Consider the following 25,344-nt stretch of genomic DNA (forward strand, 5'->3'; position numbering starts at 1 on the left):
ACGATTACTCTGCGGTTAACAAATTGGCAATGGTGCGCACACCAAGACCGGTCGCGCCCGCGGCCCACTGCTCCACCGCCGCTTTACGATAGGTCGCTGAACAGTCAATGTGCAGCCAGCCTTGCTGATAGTTTTCCACGAAGTGCGACAGGAAACCGGCGGCAGTGCTGGCTCCGGCCGGGAACGCCGCGCTGGCGGTGTTGTTCAGTTCAGCAAAATTGGACGGCAGTTGATTGCGGTGGAACTCCGCCAGCGGCAGGCGCCAGAACGGTTCGTTCTCTTGCGCCGCGCTCGCCATCAGGCGGTTCGCCAGCACATCGTCGAAACTGAACAGAGCGTGATAATCATTGCCCAATGCGGTTTTCGCCGCACCTGTCAGCGTCGCGGCGTCAATCAGCAGTTCCGGTTTCTGCGCTGAGGCGTCAATGAGCCCGTCAGCCAGTACCAGACGACCTTCAGCATCAGTGTTCATCACTTCAACATTTTTACCGTTACGGTAGTGAATGATGTCGCCAAGTTTGAAGGCGTTGCCACTGACCATGTTGTCTGCGCAGCAGAGGTAGAGTTTGACGCGTTTGTTAAGACCGCGGGTAATGGCGAACGCCAGCGCGCCTGTCACCAGCGCCGCGCCGCCCATATCGGATTTCATTGAATCCATGAACGCGCTTTGTTTGAGGCTGTAACCACCGGAATCAAAGGTGATGCCTTTACCCACGAGGCAGGCAAACACCGGGGCGTTTTCATCGCCAGTCGGGTTGTAATCAAGCGCCAGCAATACCGGAGCACGCTCAGAACCGCGTCCGACGGTGTGGATCCCCATGTATTTCTGCTCGCGCAGATCTTCGCCTTTGGTGATGCGGTAATGAACGTTGTCACAGGCCACGTTGCACAGCAGATCCACCGCGCGCTGCGCCAGCTGCGATGGCCCTAACTCTTCGGCGGGTGCGTTAATGGTGTCGCGGACCCAGTCGATAATCAGCAGGCGGTTGTCCAGCTCCTGACGCTGCGCGTCGTCGAGATCGGCCCAGTCAATCTGGCGGGTGCCTTTCGGCCCTTTGTAACCGGCCCAGAACGCCCAGCTGCGGTCGGTGTCCCAGCCTTCGCCGGTCAACGCGACATGTTTGATGCCCATGCCGTCGATTTTGCGCGCCGCGCGCTGGATCAAGCCTAAATCATCTTTGCCATTCAGGTGCAGGGTAATGCCATCGTTATTCACGCTGTAACTGGCTTTGTCACCCCAGCGCGCATCGGCAGGCTGGGTGGACAGTGTAATCTTCATCGCTTCTGTCATTATTTTTATCCTTCTTAACAAACGGGCTGCCAGTGGCAGCCCGCATATGAATCATTCGGCTTCGTCTAACCAGACTAACAGAATCGCTTCCAGAATTTTTTCATTGGATGCGTTGGGATCGTCGTCGAAATCTTCCAAATCGCAAATCCACTGATGCATATCGGTGAAGCGAACGGTTTTCGGGTCGAGATCCGGGTTTGCGTCGTACAGCGCCTCGCCGATTTCACGGCTGTCGGTCCATTTCAGTCCCATATTAATGCTCGCGTGCGTGGTTGATAGTATAACGCGGGATTTCAACCACCAGGTCTTCATCGGCAACGCGCGCCTGGCAGCCTAAGCGGCTTTCCGGCTCCAGACCCCAGGCTTTATCCAGCATGTCGTCTTCGTCTTCGGTACTTTCCGCCAGTGAGTCAAAACCTTCACGAACAACGCAGTGACAGGTTGTGCAGGCGCAGGATTTTTCGCAGGCGTGTTCAATCTCGATGCCGCTACGCAGGGCCGCATCAAGAATAGATTCACCGGTCTCAGCTTCCACAACTGCGCCATCCGGACAGAGGTCCTGATGAGGCAGAAAAACAATCTTTGGCATATTAAACCTCGTCCACAGAATGGCCTTTCAGCGCGGTACGAACAGATTTGTCCATCCGGCGAGCGGCGAATTCCTGGGTTTGTTTGTCTACGTTTTTAATGGCTTGTTCGATAGCGTCAGTGTCATCGCTCTCTGCCACGGCGCGCAGGTGCGCGGCGGCATCGTCGATCACCTGACGTTCTGCGGCGCTTAACAGCGCGGCATCAGCGGCAAGCGCGCTATGCAGGCTTTCAAGCACGCGAGCAGCCTCCACTTTTTGCTCAACCAGCATGCGTGCTTTCACGTCCTGCCCGGCAAAGCTCATGGAATCCTGAATCATTGTGGCGATTTCGCTGTCGGTCAGACCGTAAGACGGTTTCACCTGAATTGAGGCTTCAACACCCGTGGATTTTTCCATCGCCGAGACGCTCAGCAGACCGTCAGCGTCCACCTGGAAGGTGACGCGAATATGTGCGCCGCCTGCCGGTAACGCCGGGATCCCACGCAGCGCAAAACGCGCCAGCGATCGGCAATCCTGCACCAGTTCGCGCTCGCCCTGCATCACGTGAATAGACATCGCTGTCTGCCCGTCTTTGAAGGTGGTGAATTCCTGCGCGCGCGCCACCGGAATGGTGGTGTTTCGCGGGATCACTTTCTCCACCAGACCGCCCATGGTTTCAAGACCAAGGGAGAGCGGGATGACATCCAGCAGCAGCATTTCACTGTCTGGCTTGTTGCCCACCAGAATATCCGCCTGAATCGCCGCGCCAATGGCGACCACTTTGTCCGGGTCAATGGCGGTTAACGGCTGGCGACCAAAGAATTCGCCCACTTGCTCGCGCACCAACGGCACGCGGGTGGAGCCGCCCACCATCACCACCTCCAGCACCTCGTCAGCCTCAACACCGGCATCTTTCAGAGCGCGGCGACAGGCCAGCAACGTACGTTTGACAAGGGAAGCAATAAGCGCATCGAACTGTTCGCGGGTGACCGTGCCCGTCCAGCCCGCCACTGCAACGCTGGTTTCGTCGGCATCACTGAGGGCGATTTTCGCGGCGGTTGCCGCATCAAGAAATTCACGCTCAACGCGGGCATTGCTGCGATCGCTGATCCCCGCCTGCTCACGCAGGTGATCCGCCAGCAGATGGTCGAAATCGTCGCCGCCGAGCGCGGAGTCACCGCCGGTCGCCAGTACTTCGAACACACCGCGGCTCAGGCGCAGAATCGAGATATCAAAGGTGCCGCCGCCGAGATCGTAAACCGCAATCACCCCTTCCTGACCGGAATCGAGGCCGTAGGCAATCGCTGCAGCGGTGGGTTCGTTGAGCAGACGCAACACGTGCAGCCCGGCCAGACGCGCGGCGTCTTTGGTGCCCTGACGCTGCGCATCGTCAAAATAGGCCGGAACGGTGATGACCACGCCGTCCAGCTCGCCCTCAAGCGTGGCGGTCGCGCGAGCCGCCAGCGCTTTAAGAATATCGGCGGAGACGCGAATCGGGTTAACGATCCCCGACGCGGTGTGGATCATCGGCAGGCCGTTTTCGCTTGCCTGCAACTGGTACGGCAAGTGCGGGTAACGTGCCTGAATGTCGGCAAGGGAGCGGCCCATCATGCGTTTGACGGAGCTTATGGTGTTAGCGGGATCCTGCGCGGCAGTAGCGCGGGCATCGTAGCCAACACGGTGCCCGTCCGGCTGGTACTGGACCACCGACGGCAGTAAATGGCGACCGTTATCGTCAGCCAGCGTTTCTGCCTGACCACTACGTACGGTGGCCACCAGGGAATTGGTGGTGCCTAAATCAATACCTGCCGCCAGACGACGCTGGTGCGGCGCAGCACTCAGACCAGGCTCACTAATTTGTAATAAGGCCATAATTGCTTCCGAAATTAAAAATCGAGCAGCTTTTCTTCGAGTTGTTCAGCACTGCTTCGCAGTTTATCGAGAAAGCGGAGTTTGCGCACGGTATCCGCCGCCGCGTCCCACGTCTCGCTATCCAGTTGTTCCACCATCAGCTGATGGCGGGTATCAAACATGCCTTTCACTCGCGTTATAAATGCCGCAAGGCGACGTTCGTCTTTCGCCTGCTCAATCTCGTCAAGCTCTTCGCGCAGTTCGAGTTGTTCCATCAGAAACGCCGTGTCACGTACGGTATGCTGCTCACTCGCCAGATCGAAGCCATGCAGTGAGAGCAGATATTCGGCACGCGTCAGCGGATGGCGCAGCGTCTGCCAGGCCTGGTTAATAGTGGCGGATTGCTGTACAGCGGCAAGCTGTTCAGACTGAGAGTGGCTGGCGAATTTGTCCGGGTGGAACTGGCGTTGCAAATCCTGGAACCGGGTGGAGAGCTGTTGCGCGTCGAGCTGGTAGCGGGCTGGCAACCCAAAGAGGGTGAAATAATCCATAACAATCTCAGGGTTAACGTGGTAAAGCAAACCCCACTCACGCAGGCGCGGTGGGGTTATCGGGACATACTGTCAAACGTTGAAGCTTTCGCCGCAACCGCACTCATCTTTCACGTTCGGGTTGGTGAATTTAAACCCTTCGTTGAGGCCTTCTTTGACGAAGTCCAGCTGAGTGCCGTTGAGGAATTGCAGGCTTTTGCCATCGATAACAACCTTCACGCCTTTGTCTTCGAACACAGTGTCTTCCGCCGTAGGCTCGTCAACAAACTCCAGCACATAGGCCATGCCTGAACAGCCGGAAGTACGCACGCCTAGACGCAGGCCAAAGCCTTTGCCTCGGTTGGCCAGGAAGGAATTTACTCGTGCTGCAGCACTGTCGCTAAGGGTAATCGACATACAACGACCTCAACTAATTATTTGGCTTCACGTTTGCTTTTGTAATCCGCAATCGCGGCTTTAATCGCGTCTTCTGCCAGGATAGAGCAGTGAATTTTCACCGGCGGCAGTTCCAGTTCGTCTGCGATATCGGTGTTTTTAATCGCCTGCGCTTCGTCCAGCGATTTCCCTTTCACCCACTCGGTCACGAGGGAGCTGGACGCGATGGCGGAACCGCAGCCATAGGTCTTGAAGCGCGCGTCTTCAATAATACCTTCATTGTTGACTTTGATCTGCAACTTCATCACATCGCCACAGGCCGGTGCACCCACCATACCGCTGCCGACATTCTCGTCGCTGTTGTCGAAAGACCCCACGTTACGTGGATTCTCGTAATGATCGATGACTTTTTCGCTGTATGCCATGATGAATTCTCCTTATCAGATACCGATTAGTGATGTGACCATTCGATGGTGTTCAGATCCACGCCCTGCTTAAACATGTCCCACAGCGGAGACAGTTCGCGCAGACGACCGATAGATTTGCGAACCAGTTCGATGGTGTAGTCAATCTCTTCTTCGGTAGTAAAACGACCTAAAGAGAAACGGATAGAGCTATGCGCCAGCTCGTCATTCATGCCCAGCGCGCGCAGCACGTAGGACGGTTCCAGACTTGCGGAAGTACACGCAGAACCGGAAGAGACAGCCAGGTCTTTCAGCGCCATGATCAACGACTCGCCTTCAACGTAGTTAAAGCTGACGTTGAGAATGTTTGGCGCGCCCTGCTCAAGGTCACCGTTGAGGTACACTTCTTCGATATCGTTGATGCCGTTCCACAGACGGTTACGCAGACCGCGCAGACGCGCCATTTCGGTTTCCATCTCTTCTTTGGCGATACGGTATGCTTCACCCATGCCAACAATCTGGTGCACCGGCAACGTCCCGGAACGCATGCCGCGCTCGTGACCGCCGCCATGCATTTGCGCTTCGATGCGGATACGCGGTTTACGACGCACGTACAGCGCGCCAATGCCTTTCGGGCCATAAATTTTGTGACCCGAGAAGGACATCAGGTCAACTTTCAGTTGGCTGAGGTCGATAGGCAGTTTGCCGACGCTCTGGGTCGCATCAACGTGGTAGATGATGCCACGCGCACGGCACATTTCGCCGATGGTCGCGATATCCTGCACCACGCCGATTTCGTTGTTCACGTGCATGATGGAGACGAGGATGGTGTCGTCACGCATGGCCGCTTCGAGTTCTTTCAGGTCAATGATCCCGTTGCGCTGCGGCGCCAGGTAAGTCACTTCGAAACCTTCGCGCTCCAGCTGGCGACAGGTGTCCAGCACGGCCTTGTGTTCGGTTTTGCTGGTGATAATGTGCTTGCCTTTTTTCTGATAGAAGTTGGCAGCGCCTTTGATCGCCAGGTTATCGGATTCGGTCGCGCCGGAGGTGAAAACAATTTCACGCGGGTCAGCGCCGACCAGCTCAGCAATCTGATTACGGGCGATATCTACCGCCTCCTCAGCCTGCCAGCCAAAACGGTGAGAACGAGAAGCGGGGTTACCAAAAGTCCCGTCCAGGGTCAAAAACTGCATCATTTTCTCGGCAACACGCGGGTCCACCGGCGTGGTTGCGGAGTAGTCGAGATAAATCGGTAATTTCATTGCTCTTAAACTCCGTACATCACTCAATGCAAGGAACCAGGCAACCGGCTGGATGTACGACCGAGTACACGGGACGAGTTAACGCCCCGGCCTGATTCTGAAATACTTATCTTTTTATTTACGCGCGCAGTTTAACGTCGATGGAATCCTGCGTGCGGTTGCTGCGTTGGGTTTCTTGCGTCTGCTGGCGGCCAGAGACATCCAGGATTTCCTGGTTGTTAACCAACTCGCCAAGAGTAATATTGTTCAGGAAGCCGGTCAGGCGATCGCTCAGATCGCGCCACAGTGCGTGGGTCAGGCATTTATCGCCACCCTGGCAGCCGCCTTTACCCTGACAACGAGTGGCGTCCACAGATTCATCAACGGCGCTGATCACTTCACCGACAGCGATGCTGCCCGCGTCTTTACCGAGCAGATAGCCACCGCCGGGTCCACGTACGCTGGACACCAGACCATTTTTACGTAAACGGGAGAACAGCTGCTCCAGATAGGAAAGTGAAATTCCTTGTCGTTCTGAAATATCTGCCAACGGAACCGGGCCCGCTTCGGAGTTGAGCGCAACGTCCAGCATCGCGGTCACGGCATAACGCCCTTTAGATGTCAGTCTCATGTCTTACTTCACCTCAAACTCGCCCCTGCCCGGGGTTTTATTAATATGGGGATAGTGCATAGCAGGGCCAAGTCTGACATTCCCGAGTAAAATGGTCAACTATTTACTTGACTAATTTAGTCAGGTATTTAGCGTTCCGTGCGCTCTTTCTGCGTCTGTTCAATCGACGCCAGAATCCCGCGCAGGATGTTCAGTTCCTGGCTTTCAGGACGTGCGCGCGTAAACAGGCGGCGCAGTTTATTCATGACCTGCCCTGGATGGCTTTCGCGGATAAACCCGGTCGCCAGCAAGGTTTTTTCAAGATGCCCATAAAAACGTTCGAGATCGTCCACCAGGGGATACGGCGTCTCGTCATGAGACTGCTCAGGCTCGCCACGTTCTTGTGTCGCCAGCCACGCCATCCGGACTTCATAGGCAATCACCTGCACCGCCATCGCCAGATTGAGCGAGCTGTATTCCGGGTTCGCGGCGATAGCGACATGATAATGACACTTCTGCAGCTCGTCGTTGGTCAGGCCAACGCGTTCGCGACCAAATACCAGCGCCACTGGTGCATGCGTTGCTTCACTGATGCTTTTCAGCCCACATTCGCGCGGGTCAAGCATCGGCCACGGCAGCGTACGTGAACGCGCGCTGGTGCCGACGACCAGACTACAACCTGCGAGCGCCTCGTCAAGCGTATCGACGATTTGTGCGTTGCCAATCACATCACTGGCCCCTGCCGCCAGGGCGATAGCCTGGGAATCGGGTTTTACAAGGGGATTGACCAGCCAGAGATTGGTGAGGCCCATCGTCTTCATAGCACGGGCGACGGAGCCCATATTGCCGGTGTGGGAGGTTTCTACCAGCACGATTCGAATATTTTGCAGCATTGGTTTTCTTCGATAAAAGATTATTCGTCCATATTATCATAAAGCGGAGACAGATTCCGAATTCGCTGCTATGATATGCGCCGTTTTTCCGTTCTTTAACATCCAGTGAGAGTAACCGATGCATCCGATGCTGAACATCGCCGTACGCGCTGCGCGCAAGGCGGGTAATTTAATTGCCAAAAACTATGAAACCCCGGACGCTGTAGAAGCGAGCCAGAAAGGCAGCAACGATTTCGTGACCAACGTTGATAAATCCGCTGAAGCGGTCATTATCGAGACGATCCGCAAATCCTACCCGCAACACACCATTATCACCGAAGAAAGCGGTGAGCACGCAGGCGAAGATCAGGATGTGCAATGGGTTATTGATCCACTGGATGGCACCACCAACTTCATCAAACGTCTGCCGCACTTCTCGGTGTCCATCGCTGTACGCATTAAAGGTCGTACCGAAGTCGCGGTGGTTTACGATCCAATGCGTAACGAACTGTTCACGGCCACCCGCGGTCAGGGCGCACAGCTGAACGGTTACCGTCTGCGCGGCAGCACTGCCCGCGACCTGGATGGCACGATTCTGGCGACCGGTTTCCCGTTCAAAGCCAAACAGCACGCCCCCGCTTACATCAACATCGTCGGTAAACTGTTCACTGAATGCGCGGATTTCCGTCGCACCGGTTCTGCCGCGCTGGATCTGGCCTATGTGGCTGCCGGTCGTGTTGACGGTTTCTTTGAAATCGGTCTGCGCCCGTGGGATTTCGCCGCAGGCGAACTACTGGTGCGTGAAGCGGGCGGTATCGTCAGCGATTTCACTGGCGGCCACAATTACATGACCACCGGCAACATCGTCGCTGGCAACCCGCGTGTGGTGAAAGCGATGCTGGCAAATATGCGTGAAGAATTAAGCGAGGCGCTGAAGCGCTAATCGCTCTGCCCGGCGACGTTCTGCTCGCCGGGCTTCCCCTCCTGGTACGGCAAAAATTCTGTGAACTGTGCCTGCAATCCTTGCGCAAACCCCGGCGGCTGCGCTTTCGTCTGTCAATCCTTTAGCTATTCTTATCCAAAACCCTAACTGGAATCTGACAGATGATGACAGAGATTGCTACACCATCTGCGCTTTCCAGTCCGCAGCGCCGCTGCCAGACGCTGCTGATGTTATCTCTTCCGGGGCAGGAAATTACCCATCAATACATCAGCAATGTGAATCATGTAGATGACGACACCGCCAGACTGGATATCGCTGACATTAACGATGAGTTACAGCGCTACCATCGGCTCACCATCGCCACACAGGATGACGGCTGCTACCGGATTGAAGGCACTCCACTCGACCAGCGCCTGTGTCTGCTGCACTGGCTGCGCCGTGCGCTGCGTTTATGCCCGGCGTTTATCAGCCATCACTACACGCCAGCACTGAAAACGCAACTGAAGCAGGCAGGCATTGCCCGGACGTTATATGATGACACCAATTTGCAGGCGCTCATCAACCGCTGTGCACGCGGTCTGCACCGACAGTTTGAATGCCGCGATCTGCATTTCCTGCGACTGTTTCTGCAATACTGTCTGCTGCAACATCATCATGGGCTGACGCCCTCGTTCAGCGCCGTACAGCAGAACTGGACTGAGGCGCGCATTGAACATCAGGTGGCGGAAGAGATCGTTCGCCACTGGCAGCGCCGCATTCATCAGCTTCCCCATGAAGATGAGCATCGTTTCCTGACGCTACTTTTTATGATGCTACGCACCCCGGATCCGGTGCACGACGGGCATTTGCACGACCGCCGTCTGCAACTGGCGATCTCACGGTTGATCGAACGGTTTCAGGGGATGGCTGGTCGTGAATTCAGCGATGAGCAGGGGCTGCGCGATCAGCTCTATATTCATCTCTCTCAGGCGCTGAACCGCTCGATTTTCAGCATTGGCATTGATAACAGCCTGCCGGAAGAGATTCACCATCTTTATCCACGGCTGATGCGTACCACGCGAATTGCGTTGCACGACTTTGAAGAAGATTTCGGTATTCGCTTTACCGATGAGGAGTCGGGGCTGGTGGCGGTGATTTTCGGCGCCTGGTTGATGCAGGAGAGCGAGCTGCATGAAAAACAGGTACTGCTGCTCACCGGTGATAATCCGTATCTGGAAAGTGAATTAGAGCGGCAGCTTCGCGAGTTAACCCTGCTGCCGATCAACATCAAAAACCAGACCATCGGGGATTTCCAGACCGAGGGGGCGCCCAAAGGCGTGGCGCTGGTGGTTACGCCATACGCCGTGACGTTGCCGCTGTTTTCACCGCCGCTGATCCATGCCCGCGATCTGCTGAGTGAACATCAGCGGCAGCAAATCTGCAAAATGCTCGAGGCTTAATTCACTGCCTTCGGACGGACAAACAGTGCCGGTACGGCGACCAGCGCCATCACCCAGAATACGCCCTGATGCAGATGCTGATAGAGGAACCCGGCGAAAACGGTCATTACCGCGATGCTGCCGCCCATCGCAACGGCGGAGTACACCGCCTGCAGGCGGATAACTTCACTGCCCTGCCGCGCGGCGATATAGCGCATGGCTGCCAGATGGCAGACAGTGAAAGTGCCGCAGTGGAGGATTTGCGCGACGATAAGCCACGGCAGCGCCGTCGTCCAGCCCATCAGGCTCCAGCGCACAATACCGCACACTGCCGAAAGCAGCAGCAGATCCCGCGCGCTGAAACGGCGAAACACTTTTTTGCTCAACGCGAAGATGATCACTTCAGCCACGACGCCCAGCGACCAGAGATACCCCACCGCAGAAGCAGAATAGCCCGCCCCCTGCCAGTAAATGGCACTGAAGCCATAGTAGGCCGCGTGCGCGCCCTGTAGCAGACAAACGCAGGCGAGGAACCGCCAGCTCTGCGCCATCAGCGCGCGCCAGGCCGGCCAGCCCGCGGCTTCCTGATGGCGGGCTTCGCCCTGTGGCAGCACTGACGGGCGCAGCAACATGCCGAGCAGCATCGAGGCGATGCCGAGACTGATCAGCACCAGAATCGCCCGGTAATCAAACAGACTCACCAGTTTACCGGTCAGCGCCGAGCCAATGACAAAGGCGACCGATCCCCACAACCGCACCCGGCCATAATCCATGGTGATCTGCTTTTGCCAGGTATTGGCCAGCGCATCGGTAAGCGGCACCAGTGGCGAGAAAAAGAGGTTAAAGCCGATCATAACGACCATCAGCCATGCCACGTTTTGCCCGGCCCAAAACGCCAGCACAAACAGCAGGGCAAGCAGAGCCAGCATGCGCAGGGCAGTGATAAGCCGTGAGGGATCGCTGACGCGGGGTGCAATCAGCAGGCTGCCGAGAAAACGGGCGACCAGTCCTGCCCCCAGCAAAATACCAATGGTTTCTGGTGTCAGACCCGTTCCCTTGAGCCAGACGCTCCAGAAAGGCAGAAAAATACCGTAGCTGAAAAAGTAGGTGAAATAGCTGAGCGCCAGCCAGCGCGTGGAGTGCAAGACCATGATCCCTCCCGAAATGGTGGCGATAGTCTGGCGATAAACGATGGCGGGTGCAAGCTACTGTTTAAGGGCGGCTTCCTCTCCTTCTGGCGAAGCGCTGACCACAATTGAGATGGCGAAGCGGGTTTCATCCCCTTCCTGTAACAGTACCAGTCCGGGCTGACCCGGCTGACGATGGGCGTTGACCGGGTGGCTCTGGGGTTCAAGGCAAAGGAATGACTGACCCGACATCCTGAACAGCATCAACCACGGAGTTTGCGCGAGAAGCGTGACGCACATCACGTCGTCAGTAATCTGCGCCTGCCCGTTCCAGCCGGAATAGCAGACATTCAGCCATTCATCGCGCCCATACGTCGGGTGGCCGAAATCAGCGGCATCCGGCAGTTGTGGCTGCCACGCTTGTGGCAGATGCTTGTCCCCTTCCGGCCAGTATCCGCTGGCGCTGAACTGCACACGGCTATGAGCAGCAAAATGAAACCAGGGATGAAACCCCAGCCCGTAAAGCATCGGCGTTGCGCCGCAATGGGTCAGGTGTAACGTCGCGTGCAGCGCGTTGCCATGGAGCTGATAACGCAGACGCGCCAGATAATCAAAACCACAGGGGTGCTGGCTGCGCAGTTGCAGTTCGCAATCGCTGTCAGACTGCGTCAACACCTGCCAGCGTTTTAGCCAGCCGTCGCCATGAAGATAAAAATCGGCATCCACCGGGCTCTGCGGCAGCACTATCTCCCTGCCCTGCAACCAGAACTGGTTTTCTGCTACCCGGTTCGCCAGCGGCAACATCGGGAACAGCGCCGCGGGTTCTGCGGCGTCGTACAATACCGGACGCTGAAATGTCAGGGAAAAGAGCTGTTTCAGCGCGCCGCCCTGCGGATCAACGCGCATCCGCAGATGCGCGTTTTCCAGTTGCAGAACCCCGTCCATTAACGCATTGACTCCGGGTTCGCGCCTGCAGGGTGTTTCTGGTGCAGTTGTGCCAGTTGTGCTTCCAGCGCCTCCAGCGTCACACCTTTCGTTTCCGGAACATTACGCAGAATGTAGAGATACCCCGCCGCACAAATCACACCGTAAAGCAGGAAACTACCCGCCGCGCCGAGGCTGGCGTTCAGCAGCGGGAAAGTGTAGGTCAGCAGGAAGCAGGCAATCCACAGCGCCAGGGTGCCAAGCGACATCGCCAGACCGCGCACACGGGTCGGGAAGATTTCCGACAGCAGCACCCAGGTCACCGGTGCCAGGGTCAGTGCGTAGATGGCTATCGCCGCGAGAACCAGCACCAATACCGGCCAACCCATCACGCCCATGGCGTAAGCACCGGCAATCAGTACATAGATGACTGTCAGACCGGCGGCACCAAGCAGCATCAGCTTGCGGCGGCCCAGTTTATCCACCAGCGGCAGCGCGGCGATGGTAAAGACAAGGTTGATGATCCCGGTCGCCACAATGGATTTCAGCGTGCCGTTGATATCAAACCCGGCGGAGGCAAAAATCTCCTGCGCATAGTTAAAGATGACGTTAATTCCGCACCACTGCTGGAACACCGCCAGCACCATGCCGATAATGACGATGGGTTTGATTTGCGGCTGCAACAGGGTGGAATACGAGACTTTATGATTGTCCTGTTGCAGGGTCTGTGCGATATCCTGCAATGTCTGCGCCGCGTAGCCTTTCGAGCCGATACGCTCCAGCATCGTTCTTGCGCGCTCTGGTTTTCCGGCTTTCACCAGCCAGCGCGGCGATTCCGGGACAAAAAACATTAACACCAGAAACGCCAGCGCCGGGATCAGCTCCGCGCCGAACATCCAGCGCCAGCCCATCTGACCGTTCCAGGTATCGACCAGCATCTGCTGCGTCGCACCGCCAGGTACCGGATCAGCGATGATCAGGTTGATAAGCTGCGCCGCCAGCACGCCAATCACAATAGTCAACTGGTTAACGGCGACAAAGCGTCCACGTTTCTCCGCCGGACTCACTTCCGCGATATACAGCGGACTGAGGGCAGACGCGAGACCGATGCCGACACCGCCAACAATGCGGTAGATAACGAACATGTCGAAACTGGTGGCGAGCGCCGTTCCCAGCGCCGAGGCGCTGAACAGGATAGCCGACAGGATCAGCGGCAGGCGACGCCCCAGTTTGTCGGCACACCAGCCGGAAATCAGCGCGCCAAAGATGCAACCGGCCAGCGCGGAGCTCATCGCCCAGCCCGACTGCGCAGGGTCAGTGATGGAGAACCACGCCTCGTAGAACGGCTTCGCCCCGCCAATCACCACCCAGTCATAACCAAACAGCAATCCACCGCAGGCCGCGACCAGACAGATCGTCCAGACATAGCCCATATTCAGTTGTGTCTGCGTATTGTTCATAAAAGTGCCTCTGTTGAGAGTGACGCAAAAATGCCGCACGCCAGCGCATGGCGCAGCAGATGCGCTTTGTCATGAGCCGGGTTGAGTGTTAACAGACTTGCTATCGTCGCGTCGCAGGCCGCGACATTCCCTTCGCCCAGTTGCCCGAGTGCTGTGATGAACAGACAATGCTCGCGATGGCGGTGAGATGGCGGCGTGTCCAGCACTACCAGATCCGGCAACGACACGGCGAAGAAATCGGCTTCCGGGATGGTGTTCTCATGTACAGCGACCCACTCCGCGAAGGCACGGAAATGGCGAGCTGCCTCTGCCGTGCGGCCGAGCGCCCGCATCGCCATCCCTTGCCAGAAGAGATAATCGGCAGGCTGATCGTTGTAGTAACGACCGGCATCGAGGCAGGAATCGCCCCGCGACGCCTGGCGGAAATGCCCCTGTGCCTGTTCATGGTTGCCAAGCTGTGCCGCGCAATAGCCGAGCAGATACCAGATGTCGTTGTCGGTCTGACCTGGCAAACGCCCTTCACCCAGGTTGTACGGGTAACGCAATGCCGCGGTTAACAACCCCTGCGCCTCGCTGTACTCCCCGGCTGCGATAGCCGCCAGCGCCCGGTGCTGCTGGTTGAGCAGATACTGGCCGGTGATTTTGCCTTCGCCCCCTTCCCACGGGTGAAATTCGCGCTCCTGCAATACCTGCGCCGCCGCGTCGTAGTGACCACTGATGTTCCACAGGCTCAGCAACTCAGCAGTGAGATCATCGCGCCGCAGCACCACCGCCTGCCACGCTTCGAGACGGCAAAGCCGTTGCTCCACCGCTTCGCCCAGTTGTTTGTTAAGGAAATCAAGTTCGAACAGGAAACGGGCATTTTCCGGCTCCAGTTCAACCGCCCGCTGCAATGCGGCCAGCGCTTGCTGCGCATCCTGTTGCTTATTCCAGGCGTAGATCCCCAGCAGGCGATGCGCCGGAGCAAAATCCGGCCGCTGTTGTAGCGTCGTCTGCCAGCAGGCCACTGCCGGGGCATAGCGCCGTTTGCTGTACCAGAAACAGCCCAGCAGATAACTGGCGAAAGGGGTGTCGCCGAGGACTTGCAGCATCTGCACTTCGTCGAGGGTGTTGGGGAAACGAACATGGCGCGCATGCTGCGCTTCGGCAGCAGCGATAAGCTGCTGGCGTATGACCGGGTCGTCTGTCAGCGAGGCCAGCCACAGCAGCGGCAGCGCTTCCTGGCAGTCGAGGTTTTCCAGCATCTCGCGGGCGGCATCGGTCTGCCCCAACGAAGTTAACCATCCCGCCAGCAGACAGACATTCGCGCCACGCGACCCGGTGACCTGACGCAATTCACGCAACGACGGCGCATCACGCAGCAAAGACCAACGGACGTAATGAAGCGGATAATTCAGTGGGTAGCGTTTCAGGCACTCACTGATGTACGCCAGCGCGGCGGTATTGTCCCGAACATGAGATAACGCCAGCGCTTTCAGTCCCATCGCCAACAGGTTGCTACCGTTGAACTGGAGACTGAGATCGACATGCGCCAACGCATCCTGCCAGTTGCCCGTTTTCGCCGCCAGGCGCGCCAGCGACCACCAGGCCGCATCGCGGCAGTTACCACTCCAGCTTGCTTTGAAATAGTGCTCACGGGCTTCAGCCTCTTCGCCCTGTCGTTCCAGCGCGCTGCCGAGCAGCATGCTGGCTTCGCCATCGCGCGGATTTTTGTTCAGCCGGTGCGCTCTTGCCAGTGCGGCGCGGGCGCACAGCTCCGCCTGCGGCCAGTCGGCGCTGTTAAGCGCCAGCGTGCCGAGCGCGACGTTGTTGCGATAGTCCTGCGGATCCAGTTCCAGCGCCCGGCGGTAATAATCTGCGGCAAAACGGCTGGCGTGGTTGTACTGCTCCAGATGCTGGCCGATAAAGTACAGCTCGTCACTGTTGGTAAGATCCTGTGGCTGCGCGGGGGCGCGGGCCGGATCCGGCAGCGGGGTTTCTTCGGCGATATGCTCCTGATAGCTGAGCAGCGTCTGGCCAGTGGCCGAACGAACCGTCAGGGTTAAACGTTGCGAAAAACGATCGGCCATTGTTTCCAGCCAGCTGTTTCCCGGTTGCAGCGACAGCGTGGTTTCCCACAGAGGCACACCGTCGGCGCTCAGTTCAACAACGACATTCTCCAGCGGCGCAACGGCGTACATTCCCAACACCAGTTGACCATTCTCCCTTTCCAGCTTCAGCGCCAGCGAGGTGCTGGCGTTCTGCACTGTCGCCAGTTCGCTGTATGGCAGGAAGTTCTGCACAAACACTTTTTCTTCGTAAGGGGCAAGCCAGGTGAAATCAGGCTGGTTGTCGGTGAACACCCCCGTCATCAGTTCGATATACGGGCCGTTGCGATCGGTGAGATTACGATCCCACGCCTGGCCGAAATCGTCATAACCCCACGTCCACTGCTTTTTACCAGGCGAAATATGGTGATCAGCAACATGCAGCAGACCGCCGCGCTCGCCGTGATGATACGCGCCGACAAAATCATAATCCGATTTTTCCGCCATGTAGGAAGTGGGCACCGGGACGTTTTTGTAGCGGGAGATATCGACGCCTGCCGAATAATCCACTTTGTAATAAGTGCCGGTGGCAATCGGGAACGCCGAGACGTCGCGCTTGCCGTGATCAAACACCGCTGTGACGTCCGGGGGAAAGACGCTCTGGTGATCGTCGCCGCCCTTCACCGCCGGATTCGCCCACCACAAAAAATGGCGCGGCGTGGCGTTGCCGTTAAACACTTTGCCGGTAATCTCGATCAGTGCCCGATCGGGATACAGCGTGAAGCCGGTCATCACCTGCAAACCGCGCATCGGTTCCGCTTCGCCCATCCAGACCGTTTGTGCGCCATCGTTTGATGCCTGAATAATAAAATCGACCGGCATGAAAGTGGTCGGACGGTGATGCTGCGGCCAGTTAAATTCGATACCGCCGGAAATCCATGGCCCCAGCAGCCCCACCAGCGCCGGTTTCACCACTTCGTTGTAATAGACAAAATCGCGCTGTTTGACCTTATCAAAGGCGCGGTGGATACGCCCGCCCAGTTCCGGCAACAGCAGCACACGGATGAAGTCGTTTTCCATCCACACTGCCTGGTAGTCGCGCATTTCGCGCTGACCGGTCAGCGTATCGATTACGCCATATGGGTATACCGCTCCCGATGACCCCTGATAAACGCGCTTTTCAAGAAACATCGGGTTGGTGTCTTCCGCCCCGGTGGTCCATGTGGGAAGTGAAAGCGTCTCCTGCCACACTTTTACTGAACCGTACATGCTGTTCTCCACTAAATGCAGTAAAGTAAAATCAGGAGTGTAGTGGGCGATATCGTACATAAAGCAATCAACGCTCACGCATTACAGTTAAGGGAGTTAAGTGTATGTTGCGATCTGGTTTCAACAATGCACGCGTTCGCGAGGCTAATAAGGCCATTTTCCTGGCGCATCTGTGGCGGGAAAAACAGCTCAGCAAGTCACGGCTGGCGCAGCTCACCGGGCTGTCGATTCCGGCGGTGAGCAACATTTTGCAGGAGCTGCTGGACGAAGGAAAAATCAGCCATTCAGCGGAAAAAATGAGTGCCCGCGGTCTTAATAGCGGCAGCTATCAAATCCCGCAGAGTGGAGCGTGGACGCTGTGCATGAACATCACCCCCACCGGTATTGACAGCCAGCTGGCCGATGCCCGTTTGCTGCCCGTTGGCGAACCGGGGCATCAGTCGTTCGACGCGCAAACTCCGCAAATACTGCTCAACCACATTGCTGAACACTGGCGTCAGTACCGGCTGCGCTTCCCGGAACAGCGCATCAACCTGGCGCTGGGGGTTCACGGGCAGGTCGATCCGGTCACCGGGGTGTCGCAAACCATGCCGCAGGCGCGCTGGAAAACGCCGGTGGAGATGAAATATCTGCTGGAAGAGCGGCTTGGGGTGCAGGTGCGTATGGACAACGACTGCGCCATGCTGGCACTCGCGGAAAAATGGCAGAATCCGTCAGCATTGCAGGATTTCTGCGTCATCAACGTCGATTATGGGATCGGCTCCTCGTTCGTGATAGGTGATAAAATCTGGCGCGGCAGCCTGTACGGCAGCGGTCAGATCGGCCACACCATTGTCAATCCCGATGGTTCCGCCTGCGATTGTGGCCGCTACGGCTGTCTGGAAACTATCGCCTCCCTCAGCGCACTGAAAAAGCAGGCGCGGATATGGCTGAAAACCCAGCCTGACAGCACACTCAACCCGGACGCGCTCACCACCGCAGCGCTGATTGAGGCCTGGCGCAACGGCGATGTGCGTATTCAGGCATGGGTGGAACATGCCGCCAGCGCCATTGGTCTGAGCCTGTATAACTTCCTCAACATCCTTAATATCAATCAGATCTGGCTGTATGGTCGCAGCTGCGCGTTCGGCGAACGCTGGCTGAACACCATCGTCAGGCAGACCGGGTTCAACCCGTTTGATCACGGTGACAATCCGCAGGCGAAAGCGACGCAAATCAGCTTCGGCAGGCTGAGTCGCGCCCAACAAATTCTTGGTATTGGCTATTTGTACGTGGAATCACAACTGAATGACGAGGGGGGATAACGGCGTTTTTCCTGTCTCGATTCAGTTCACAAACCTGAAACATTTTTTGCGGACGATTTGACGCGAATGACGGGAAAAGCGTCTCTCCGTGAATATAATTGATACTAATTTGTTAATTTTAAGTTTAAATACGAGGATTATTTAACATTTAAAACCTTACAATTCATGAGATAAATGTTAAAAATAACCAAATATTAACTTTGTATTATCCATGCATTTACAATTCTGGGCATTAATCACATTCCTGAAAACTATGATTCATTCCCTCTTCCCTTCGTTGATAACCTCCTGTCCGTGACATGCCTCTGTCTCCCAAAAGGTACAACTATGAAATTCAAACTCGCATTACTCAGTGCAACTCTGGTTTCTGCTTGCATGTTGTCCGGTCCTTCCTTTGCGGCGGAAAAATATGAAATCGCGGTAGTGGCGAAAGTCACCGGCATTCCGTGGTTCAACCGCATGGAAACAGGTGTTAGCGAAGCGGCTAAAAAATTGGATGTCAACGCGTATCAGACTGGCCCGTCAACGCCCGACCCTGCGCAGCAGGTGAAGGTGATTGAAGATCTGATCGCCAAAAACGTGAACGCCATTATCGTGGTGCCTAACGACGCTAAGGTGCTGGAGCCGGTGCTGAAAAAAGCCCGCGACAAAGGCATTGTCGTGCTGACCCATGAATCGCCTGACCAGCAGATCGGTCAGTGGGATATTGAAACCATCGATAGCGAGAAATACGCGCAGGCCAACATCGATGAGCTGGCGAAGGATATGGGTGGCAAAGGCGGGTACGCCATTTACGTGGGCTCCTTAACCGTGCCACTGCATAACGCATGGGCCGATTCCGCCATCAAATATCAGAAAGAAAAATACCCGGATATGTTTGAAGTCACCTCGCGTCTGCCGGTGGCGGAAAGCATCGATAAGTCTTACGCCACCACGCTTGACCTGATGAAAACCTATCCGCAAATGAAAGGGATCATCGGTTTCGGTTCGCTCGGCCCGATTGGTGCAGGCCAGGCGGTACAGAAAAAACGCGCGAAAGATAAAGTAGCGGTGGTGGGTATTGCCATGCCAGGTCAGGCCGCGCCTTACCTGATGCGCGGCGATATCAAAAAAGCGCTGCTGTGGGATCCGCGTGATGCCGGTTATGCGCTGGTGACAGTGGCTGATCAGCTGTTGCAGGGCAAAGCCGTCACCCAGGATCTGACCATTGATGGCTTAGGGAAAGCCGACGTCGACATGGAGAAGAAAGTGATCCGCTTTAACAAGATCCTCGAAGTCACCAAAGACAACGCGCAATCGCTCGGTTTCTGAGGCACTCTGCCCGCACCAGGGAACCCCAACGCCGGCCGTCTGGCCGGCAATTATCACCCGGATTTACACTAGCGCCCTGCGGGGCGCTTGCAGGGGCATTGTCATGACAGACACCACCGCATTTATCACTCTTGAGAATATCAGCAAGCAATTCCCGGGCGTGCTGGCGCTGGATAACGTGAGCCTGACGCTGAATAAAGGTGAAGTTCACTGTCTGGCAGGACAGAACGGCTGTGGTAAAAGCACGATCATCAAAGTGATTTCCGGTGTATATCATCCGGAAAAAGGGGCGCAGATTTTACTCGACGGCAAACTGTTTCATCAGCTGACGCCGTCGCTGTCCGCCCATTATGGTATTCAGGTCATCTATCAGGACCTGTCGTTATTCCCCAATTTCAGCGTGGCGGAAAATATCGCCGTCAATCGGTATCTGCCGGGTGGTGATATCTGGGTCCGCCGCGGTGCGATGAAAAAACAGGCGCTGGCCGCGATGCAGCGCATCGGCGTACGTATCGATCCTGATAAAAAAGTCGAAAAACTGTCGATTGCCGACCGCCAGCTGGTGGCTATCTGCCGCGCTATCGCCGCCGATGCCCGACTGGTGATTATGGATGAACCCACCGCCTCCCTTACCCGCCAGGAAGTCAACGGCCTGCTGCGGGTGGTCAGTGAACTGAAAGCCGCCGGGATTTGCGTGGTGTTTGTCAGCCATCGTCTGGATGAGGTGATGGAAGTGGCAGACCGCATCAGTGTGATGCGCGACGGCAAGTTAGTCGGTACGTTTCCGGCACAGGAACTCGACAGCCACGAGCTGGCCTTCCTGATGACCGGGCAGCGTTTCCATTACAGCCCGCTGCCTGAGAAACCCCCGGTCGAACAGGAGCCGATGCTGGAACTGCGTGGGCTGAGCCGCAAAGGTAAATACCGCAATATTAATCTCTCGCTGCGTAGCGGCGAAATTGTGTCGATTGTCGGCCTGCTTGGCGCCGGGCGCACCGAACTGTGCCTGAGTCTCTTTGGTATGACCCACCCGGAAAGCGGCGAGATCCGCATTAACGGCAAACCTGTCCGGCTGCGCAATAACCATGACGCGATAAAACACGGCATCGGCTACGTGTCGGAAGACAGGCTGACGCAGGGTCTTATCATGGAGCAGTCGATCTACGACAACACCATCGTCACGGTATTTGACAAGCTGCACACCCGCAGCGGTCTGCTCGATCATCAGAAAGCGCAGACGCTGGTCAGCGATTTGATACGCGAGCTGAATATAAAAGTCTCTGATCCGCAACTGCCAGTGAAAACCCTCTCAGGCGGTAACGCGCAGCGCATTGCCATCGCCAAATGGGTGGCGACCAACCCGCGGATCCTCATTCTCGACTCCCCCACCGTCGGCGTGGATATCGCCAATAAAGAGGGGATCTATCAGATAGCCCGTGACCTTGCCGAACAAGGGATGGCGGTGCTGATGATTTGTGACGAGATCCCGGAAGCGTATTACAACAGCCACCGCGTGCTGGTGATGCGCCGCGGTGAACTGGTCGCGGAATTTAATCCTCATCGTTGCCGCGAAGAGGAGATTGCTGAGGTGGTCAATGAATAACGCACGTCTTTCGCACCTTTTAGGACAACACGAATTCTGGCTTGGCCTGCTGGTAGTAGCGCTGGCGGTGGGGCTGAGCATCAGTACCGATGAGTTTCTGTCGCTGGGCAATCTGACGGACGTCGCCACCAGCTACGCCATTCTCGGCATTCTGGCCTGCGGGTTGTTCGTGGTGCTGATTTCCGGCGGCATCGACATCTCGTTCCCGGCGATGACCGCCATTGCTCAGTATGTGATGGCCAGTTGGGTGATCGCTCATGGCGGCAACTTCGCGCTGGCGCTGTTAATTTCTGTCGCCGTCGGCCTGCTGCTGGGGTTGATCAACGGTTTCCTGGTCTACTGGTTGCGCGTGCCGGCAATCATCATCACCATTGCCACCCTGAACGTCTATTACGGGCTGCTGGTTTATGCCACCAAAGGCACCTGGCTGTACGGCTTCCCGGACTGGTTCATGAACGGCATCAACTGGTTTTCCTTCACCGCCGCGGATGGCTATGACTACGGTCTGACGCTGCCATTGTTATGCCTGGCGGGCGTCATCCTGTTTACCGCCGTGCTGATGAATTACACCCGTCTCGGACGGCAGATTTACGCCATGGGCGGCAACCGTGACGCCGCATCGCGCCTGGGGTTGAACCTGTTGAGACTGCATTTTTACGTGTATGGCTATATGGGGATCCTCGCCGGGATCGCCGCCGTAGTGCAGGCGCAAATCACCCAGTCGGTCGCCCCCAACTCACTGCTCGGTTTTGAGCTGACGGTACTGGCGGCGGTAGTGCTGGGCGGTACCAGCATGAGCGGCGGACGCGGCACACTTATCGGCACACTGCTCGGGGTGATCCTGCTGGCTTTTTTGCAGAACGGTCTGACGCTGCTTGGCGTCTCCTCTTACTGGCACACCGTCTTTAGCGGCGCCATTATTCTGGTCAGCATCAGCGCTACGGCCTGGAATGAAAAACGCAAACTCGCAAGGGAGCTTTGAGATGAAAGCATTCGCAAGACGCTTACCCGGTGATGCCATCATCCGCCTGCAGTGCGTGATCATTATTGTCGTGGCGGTGGTCTTTTCTCTGCTGCTCGGCGGTCGCTTTTTCAGCATCGCCAATTTCCAGTCCATCAGTTCGCAATTGCCGATTCTCGGCATGCTGGCGCTGGGGATGGGCATCACCATGCTGACCGGGGGCATTAACCTGTCGATCATTGCCAGCGCTAACGCCTGTTCACTGGCGATGGCGGCGGTGATTGTCAGCCACCCGGATAACCCGCTGTTTGTTGGGCTGGCGCTGCTGGCGGGTCTGCTGGTGGCGGTGGCCATCGGCACGCTGAACGGCGCGCTCATCGCCTGGGTTGGCGTCTCGCCGATCCTCGCCACCCTCGGCACCATGACGCTGATTTCCGGGCTTAATATTTTGCTCTCCAACGGGACGGTGATTTCCGGCTTCCCGGAGGTGATTCAGTTTTTTGGCAACGCTATGGTGCTGGGCATTCCTGTAGCACTGCTGCTGTTTATTCTGGTCGCGGTGCTGTTGTGGGTGCTGCTTGAGCATACCACCCTCGGGCGCAGCCTGTACCTCGTAGGGTCAAATGAGCAGGCCACCCGCTACAGCGGCGTGAACACCATCCGGGTACAGATTTCCGTGTATATCATCTCTGCATTGCTGGGCTGGGCGGCCGCCATTCTGATGATGGCGAAGTTTAACTCTGCCAAAGCGGGTTACGGCGAATCTTACCTGCTGGTCACCATTCTGGCGTCCGTACTGGGCGGCATTAACCCGGATGGGGGTTTTGGCCGGGTGATTGGTCTGGTACTGGCGCTGGTGGTGCTGCAAATGCTGGAAAGCGGCTTCAATTTGCTGGGGATCAGCAGCTATCTGACGATGGCGCTCTGGGGCGCGGTGCTGATCCTCTTTATCGCATTACAGAATCGTAAAGCCTGATTTCAGGAGAAGAATTATGGCGAGTTACTTCATTGGTGTGGATGTAGGTACCGGAAGCGCCCGCGCAGGCGTGTTTGACCTGAACGGCAGGATGGTGGGACAAGCGAGCCGGGCCATTGAGATTTATCGCCCGCAGGCTGATTTCGTTGAACAATCCTCGGACAATATCTGGCAGGCGGTCTGTAACGCGGTACGCGATGCGGTCAATCAGGCTGACATCAATCCGATTCAGGTCAAAGGATTAGGCTTTGACGCTACCTGTTCACTGGTGGTACTGGATAAAGAAGGCAAACCGCTGACCATCAGCCCTTCCGGGCGCAGTGAGCAGAATATCATCGTGTGGATGGATCACCGCGCCATCTCCCAGGCTGACCGCATCAACGCCCTGCACCACCGGGTGCTGGACTACGTCGGCGGGATTATCTCCCCGGAAATGCAGACGCCAAAACTGCTGTGGCTGAAACAGCATATGCCGAACACCTGGGCGAATGCCGGGTACTATTTTGACCTGCCAGATTTCCTCACCTGGCGCGCCACTAACGACGACACGCGCTCGTTGTGCTCGACCGTCTGTAAGTGGACCTATATGGGCCACGAAGATAAATGGGACGCCAGCTACTTCCGCGAGATTGGACTGGAAGATTTGCTGGAGCATGATGCGGAAAAAATTGGTCGTTATGTGAAAACCATGGGCGAGCCGCTCGGCCACGGCCTGACGCAGCGCGCCGCCAGCGAGATGGGGCTTATCCCCGGCACGGCGGTCAGCGTGTCGATTATTGATGCGCACGCCGGCACGCTTGGCACGCTGGGCGCCAGCGGCGTATCGGGCGATGTGGCGGATTTCGACCGCCGTATTGCACTGATTGGCGGCACCTCAACGGGGCATATGGCTATTTCCCGGCAGCCGCGATTTATTGGCGGCGTCTGGGGTCCCTACTATTCTGCCGTGTTGCCAGACTACTGGCTCAACGAAGGCGGGCAGTCGGCAACCGGCGCGCTAATCGACCATATTATTCAGTCACACCCCTGCTATGAGACGCTACTGGCGCAGGCCAAAACCCAGGGACACACCATTTATGAAGCGCTGAATACGCTGTTGCGGAAGATGGCCGGCGAGCCGGAGAATATCGCGTTCCTTACCCGCGATATCCACATCCTGCCCTATTTCCACGGTAATCGCTCTCCGCGAGCCAACCCGACGCTGACCGGCACAATGACTGGCCTTAAGCTGTCACGCACCCCGGAAGATATGGCGCTGCACTACCTGGCGACCATTCAGGCTATCGCTCTTGGCACGCGGCATATCATCGAAACCATGAATCAGAGCGGTTACGCCATTGATACCATTATGGCGAGCGGCGGTGGCACCAAGAACCCCATTTTCGTGCAGGAGCATGCAAATGCGACCGGCTGCGCCATGTTGTTACCGGAAGAGAGCGAAGCCATGCTGCTCGGCGGCGCAATGATGGGCACGGTGGCGGCGGGTGTCTTCGATACCTTCCCGGAAGCGATGTCAGCCATGAGTCGTATCGGTAAAACGGTGACGCCGCAGACCAATCGCATCAAACAGTATTACGATCGTAAATATCAGGTATTCCATGAGATGTATCAGGACCACATGAAATACCGCCAGCTGATGCAGGAGGGCGCATGACCAGCCCATGGCAACAGGCCACCGATACGTGGAAACTCTACAGTAATGCGCTGGCCGGGTTGGGTCAGCACCTGAACGAGACTGTCTGGCAGCAACTGATGGCGGAGCTGCGTGGCTGCAAAGGCAAAATTGTGGTCACCGGCGTCGGCACCTCTGGCATTGCGGCGCGCAAAATTGCCCATATGTTCGCTTGTGTCGAGCGCCCGGCCATCTACCTGAGCGCTACCGATGCCGCCCATGGCGATCTCGGTTTTCTGCGAGCCGACGATTTAGTGATCCTGCTTTCCCGTGGCGGCAATTCCGACGAGTTGACTCGCCTGCTGCCGGGGCTGGCGAGCCGTAACGTACCGGTGATTAGCGTGACGGAAAACCCGGCGTCAGCGATAGCGCAGGCCTCACGGTTGGTGATCTCCACTGGCGTGCAACGCGAAGCCGATCCCCTCGACATGCTGGCGACCACCTCGATTGTGCTGGTGCTGGCGATTTTCGACGCCGCCTGCGTCTGCCTGATGAACGAGAGTGGCTATTCGAAAGAGACCCTGCTGGGGGTTCATCCGGGGGGCGATGTGGGGTTAACGTTGCGCCAGGAGCAGTAGTCTTCAC

Annotated in this window: 23 protein-coding genes; 9 read left to right on the forward strand and 14 right to left on the reverse strand. The window is 56.9% G+C overall.

Annotation, left to right across the window (positions count from 1 at the left end):
- Positions 1-4 precede the first annotated feature (4 nt).
- The 10 genes from pepB to trmJ form a co-directional block, all read right to left on the reverse strand.
- On the reverse strand, positions 5-1,291 hold the full coding sequence (gene pepB / locus GTGU_RS11720) for an aminopeptidase PepB (protein WP_038157072.1): 1,287 nt from the start codon (positions 1,289-1,291) through the stop codon (positions 5-7).
- A 51-nt stretch (positions 1,292-1,342) separates the two neighbouring features.
- Positions 1,343-1,543, reverse strand: a complete 201-nt coding sequence (iscX, locus tag GTGU_RS11725) for a Fe-S cluster assembly protein IscX (protein ID WP_003860650.1) — start codon at positions 1,541-1,543, stop codon at positions 1,343-1,345.
- 1 nt (position 1,544) lies between these two features.
- On the reverse strand, positions 1,545-1,880 hold the full coding sequence (gene fdx, locus GTGU_RS11730; RefSeq protein WP_038157075.1) for an ISC system 2Fe-2S type ferredoxin: 336 nt from the start codon (positions 1,878-1,880) through the stop codon (positions 1,545-1,547).
- A gap of 1 nt (position 1,881) precedes the next feature.
- Positions 1,882-3,732, reverse strand: a complete 1,851-nt coding sequence (gene hscA / locus GTGU_RS11735) for a Fe-S protein assembly chaperone HscA (RefSeq protein ID WP_038157077.1) — start codon at positions 3,730-3,732, stop codon at positions 1,882-1,884.
- Positions 3,733-3,746: 14 nt separating this feature from the next.
- Positions 3,747-4,262, reverse strand: coding sequence for a co-chaperone HscB (gene hscB, locus GTGU_RS11740; RefSeq protein ID WP_038157080.1), 516 nt, complete (start codon positions 4,260-4,262; stop codon positions 3,747-3,749).
- Between the two features lie 72 nt (positions 4,263-4,334).
- The gene (iscA, locus tag GTGU_RS11745) at positions 4,335-4,658 is read right to left on the reverse strand and encodes an iron-sulfur cluster assembly protein IscA (RefSeq protein WP_038157083.1); all 324 of its coding nucleotides are present in this window, start codon (positions 4,656-4,658) and stop codon (positions 4,335-4,337) included.
- Between the two features lie 17 nt (positions 4,659-4,675).
- A complete protein-coding gene (gene iscU / locus GTGU_RS11750; RefSeq protein WP_002913991.1) occupies positions 4,676-5,062 on the reverse strand; it encodes a Fe-S cluster assembly scaffold IscU in 387 nt (128 codons plus the stop codon).
- 26 nt (positions 5,063-5,088) lie between these two features.
- Entirely contained in the window at positions 5,089-6,303 is a 1,215-nt protein-coding gene (iscS, locus tag GTGU_RS11755; RefSeq protein WP_038157086.1) for a cysteine desulfurase, read from the reverse strand.
- A gap of 118 nt (positions 6,304-6,421) precedes the next feature.
- Entirely contained in the window at positions 6,422-6,913 is a 492-nt protein-coding gene (gene iscR, locus GTGU_RS11760) for a Fe-S cluster assembly transcriptional regulator IscR (protein ID WP_038157088.1), read from the reverse strand.
- Positions 6,914-7,041: 128 nt separating this feature from the next.
- Positions 7,042-7,785 carry a tRNA (cytosine(32)/uridine(32)-2'-O)-methyltransferase TrmJ gene (gene trmJ / locus GTGU_RS11765; protein WP_038157091.1) on the reverse strand — a complete coding sequence of 248 codons (744 nt, stop codon included), beginning with the start codon at positions 7,783-7,785 and terminating at the stop codon, positions 7,042-7,044.
- Between the two features lie 118 nt (positions 7,786-7,903).
- On the opposite strand from trmJ, the gene suhB reads away from it, so the two are divergent.
- A complete protein-coding gene (gene suhB, locus GTGU_RS11770) occupies positions 7,904-8,707 on the forward strand; it encodes an inositol-1-monophosphatase (protein WP_038157094.1) in 804 nt (267 codons plus the stop codon).
- Between the two features lie 161 nt (positions 8,708-8,868).
- A complete protein-coding gene (gene csiE, locus GTGU_RS11775; RefSeq protein WP_038157096.1) occupies positions 8,869-10,146 on the forward strand; it encodes a stationary phase inducible protein CsiE in 1,278 nt (425 codons plus the stop codon).
- On the opposite strand, the gene GTGU_RS11780 is transcribed toward csiE, so the two are convergent.
- The 4 genes from GTGU_RS11780 to GTGU_RS11795 are packed head-to-tail and all read right to left on the reverse strand — an operon-like array spanning position 10,143 to position 16,932.
- Positions 10,143-11,276: a 3-phenylpropionate MFS transporter gene (locus GTGU_RS11780; RefSeq protein WP_038157099.1), complete on the reverse strand. Its 1,134-nt coding sequence runs from the start codon at positions 11,274-11,276 to the stop codon at positions 10,143-10,145. The two genes, csiE and GTGU_RS11780, sit on opposite strands and share 4 nt — an antisense overlap.
- A 54-nt stretch (positions 11,277-11,330) precedes the next feature.
- Complete coding sequence (locus tag GTGU_RS11785; protein WP_038157102.1) at positions 11,331-12,197, reverse strand: aldose 1-epimerase; 867 nt, start codon at positions 12,195-12,197, stop codon at positions 11,331-11,333.
- Positions 12,197-13,636: a sugar porter family MFS transporter gene (locus GTGU_RS11790; protein WP_038157104.1), complete on the reverse strand. Its 1,440-nt coding sequence runs from the start codon at positions 13,634-13,636 to the stop codon at positions 12,197-12,199. The genes GTGU_RS11785 and GTGU_RS11790 overlap by 1 nt, the downstream gene beginning before the upstream one ends.
- Positions 13,633-16,932, reverse strand: a complete 3,300-nt coding sequence (locus tag GTGU_RS11795) for a DUF5107 domain-containing protein (protein WP_038157106.1) — start codon at positions 16,930-16,932, stop codon at positions 13,633-13,635. Before GTGU_RS11795 ends, GTGU_RS11790 begins: the two co-directional genes overlap by 4 nt.
- 104 nt (positions 16,933-17,036) lie before the next feature.
- Here GTGU_RS11795 and GTGU_RS11800 point away from each other — a divergent pair, with 104 nt between their 5' ends.
- The 7 genes from GTGU_RS11800 (at position 17,037) to GTGU_RS11830 (ending at position 25,337) form a co-directional block, all read left to right on the forward strand.
- Positions 17,037-18,236: an ROK family transcriptional regulator gene (locus tag GTGU_RS11800; RefSeq protein WP_038157109.1), complete on the forward strand. Its 1,200-nt coding sequence runs from the start codon at positions 17,037-17,039 to the stop codon at positions 18,234-18,236.
- A gap of 327 nt (positions 18,237-18,563) precedes the next feature.
- The gene (locus GTGU_RS11805; protein WP_038157112.1) at positions 18,564-19,547 is read left to right on the forward strand and encodes an autoinducer 2 ABC transporter substrate-binding protein; all 984 of its coding nucleotides are present in this window, start codon (positions 18,564-18,566) and stop codon (positions 19,545-19,547) included.
- 103 nt (positions 19,548-19,650) lie between these two features.
- Positions 19,651-21,150: a sugar ABC transporter ATP-binding protein gene (locus GTGU_RS11810; RefSeq protein ID WP_038157114.1), complete on the forward strand. Its 1,500-nt coding sequence runs from the start codon at positions 19,651-19,653 to the stop codon at positions 21,148-21,150.
- Positions 21,143-22,132, forward strand: coding sequence for an ABC transporter permease (locus GTGU_RS11815; protein ID WP_038157116.1), 990 nt, complete (start codon positions 21,143-21,145; stop codon positions 22,130-22,132). The genes GTGU_RS11810 and GTGU_RS11815 overlap by 8 nt, the downstream gene beginning before the upstream one ends.
- 1 nt (position 22,133) lies before the next feature.
- Positions 22,134-23,087, forward strand: a complete 954-nt coding sequence (locus GTGU_RS11820) for an ABC transporter permease (protein ID WP_038157119.1) — start codon at positions 22,134-22,136, stop codon at positions 23,085-23,087.
- A gap of 16 nt (positions 23,088-23,103) precedes the next feature.
- Complete coding sequence (locus GTGU_RS11825) at positions 23,104-24,741, forward strand: FGGY-family carbohydrate kinase (RefSeq protein ID WP_038157122.1); 1,638 nt, start codon at positions 23,104-23,106, stop codon at positions 24,739-24,741.
- Positions 24,738-25,337, forward strand: a complete 600-nt coding sequence (locus tag GTGU_RS11830; RefSeq protein ID WP_038157124.1) for a KpsF/GutQ family sugar-phosphate isomerase — start codon at positions 24,738-24,740, stop codon at positions 25,335-25,337. The genes GTGU_RS11825 and GTGU_RS11830 overlap by 4 nt, the downstream gene beginning before the upstream one ends.
- The last annotated feature ends 7 nt before the right edge of the window (positions 25,338-25,344 follow it).

It is taken from the genome of Trabulsiella guamensis ATCC 49490 (genome assembly GCF_000734965.1).
GTDB lineage: Bacteria > Pseudomonadota > Gammaproteobacteria > Enterobacterales > Enterobacteriaceae > Trabulsiella > Trabulsiella guamensis.

Excerpts from the sequence above, each read along its gene's own strand:
- pepB (WP_038157072.1), bottom strand. The coding sequence starts at position 1,291 with ATGACAGAAGCGATGAAGATTACACTGTCCACCCAGCCTGCCGATGCG.
- iscX (WP_003860650.1), bottom strand. The coding sequence starts at position 1,543 with ATGGGACTGAAATGGACCGACAGCCGTGAAATCGGCGAGGCGCTGTAC.
- fdx (WP_038157075.1), bottom strand. The coding sequence starts at position 1,880 with ATGCCAAAGATTGTTTTTCTGCCTCATCAGGACCTCTGTCCGGATGGC.
- hscA (WP_038157077.1), bottom strand. The coding sequence starts at position 3,732 with ATGGCCTTATTACAAATTAGTGAGCCTGGTCTGAGTGCTGCGCCGCAC.
- hscB (WP_038157080.1), bottom strand. The coding sequence starts at position 4,262 with ATGGATTATTTCACCCTCTTTGGGTTGCCAGCCCGCTACCAGCTCGAC.
- iscA (WP_038157083.1), bottom strand. The coding sequence starts at position 4,658 with ATGTCGATTACCCTTAGCGACAGTGCTGCAGCACGAGTAAATTCCTTC.
- iscU (WP_002913991.1), bottom strand. The coding sequence starts at position 5,062 with ATGGCATACAGCGAAAAAGTCATCGATCATTACGAGAATCCACGTAAC.
- iscS (WP_038157086.1), bottom strand. The coding sequence starts at position 6,303 with ATGAAATTACCGATTTATCTCGACTACTCCGCAACCACGCCGGTGGAC.
- iscR (WP_038157088.1), bottom strand. The coding sequence starts at position 6,913 with ATGAGACTGACATCTAAAGGGCGTTATGCCGTGACCGCGATGCTGGAC.
- trmJ (WP_038157091.1), bottom strand. The coding sequence starts at position 7,785 with ATGCTGCAAAATATTCGAATCGTGCTGGTAGAAACCTCCCACACCGGC.
- suhB (WP_038157094.1), top strand. The coding sequence starts at position 7,904 with ATGCATCCGATGCTGAACATCGCCGTACGCGCTGCGCGCAAGGCGGGT.
- csiE (WP_038157096.1), top strand. The coding sequence starts at position 8,869 with ATGATGACAGAGATTGCTACACCATCTGCGCTTTCCAGTCCGCAGCGC.
- GTGU_RS11780 (WP_038157099.1), bottom strand. The coding sequence starts at position 11,276 with ATGGTCTTGCACTCCACGCGCTGGCTGGCGCTCAGCTATTTCACCTAC.
- GTGU_RS11785 (WP_038157102.1), bottom strand. The coding sequence starts at position 12,197 with ATGGACGGGGTTCTGCAACTGGAAAACGCGCATCTGCGGATGCGCGTT.
- GTGU_RS11790 (WP_038157104.1), bottom strand. The coding sequence starts at position 13,636 with ATGAACAATACGCAGACACAACTGAATATGGGCTATGTCTGGACGATC.
- GTGU_RS11795 (WP_038157106.1), bottom strand. The coding sequence starts at position 16,932 with ATGTACGGTTCAGTAAAAGTGTGGCAGGAGACGCTTTCACTTCCCACA.
- GTGU_RS11800 (WP_038157109.1), top strand. The coding sequence starts at position 17,037 with ATGTTGCGATCTGGTTTCAACAATGCACGCGTTCGCGAGGCTAATAAG.
- GTGU_RS11805 (WP_038157112.1), top strand. The coding sequence starts at position 18,564 with ATGAAATTCAAACTCGCATTACTCAGTGCAACTCTGGTTTCTGCTTGC.
- GTGU_RS11810 (WP_038157114.1), top strand. The coding sequence starts at position 19,651 with ATGACAGACACCACCGCATTTATCACTCTTGAGAATATCAGCAAGCAA.
- GTGU_RS11815 (WP_038157116.1), top strand. The coding sequence starts at position 21,143 with ATGAATAACGCACGTCTTTCGCACCTTTTAGGACAACACGAATTCTGG.
- GTGU_RS11820 (WP_038157119.1), top strand. The coding sequence starts at position 22,134 with ATGAAAGCATTCGCAAGACGCTTACCCGGTGATGCCATCATCCGCCTG.
- GTGU_RS11825 (WP_038157122.1), top strand. The coding sequence starts at position 23,104 with ATGGCGAGTTACTTCATTGGTGTGGATGTAGGTACCGGAAGCGCCCGC.
- GTGU_RS11830 (WP_038157124.1), top strand. The coding sequence starts at position 24,738 with ATGACCAGCCCATGGCAACAGGCCACCGATACGTGGAAACTCTACAGT.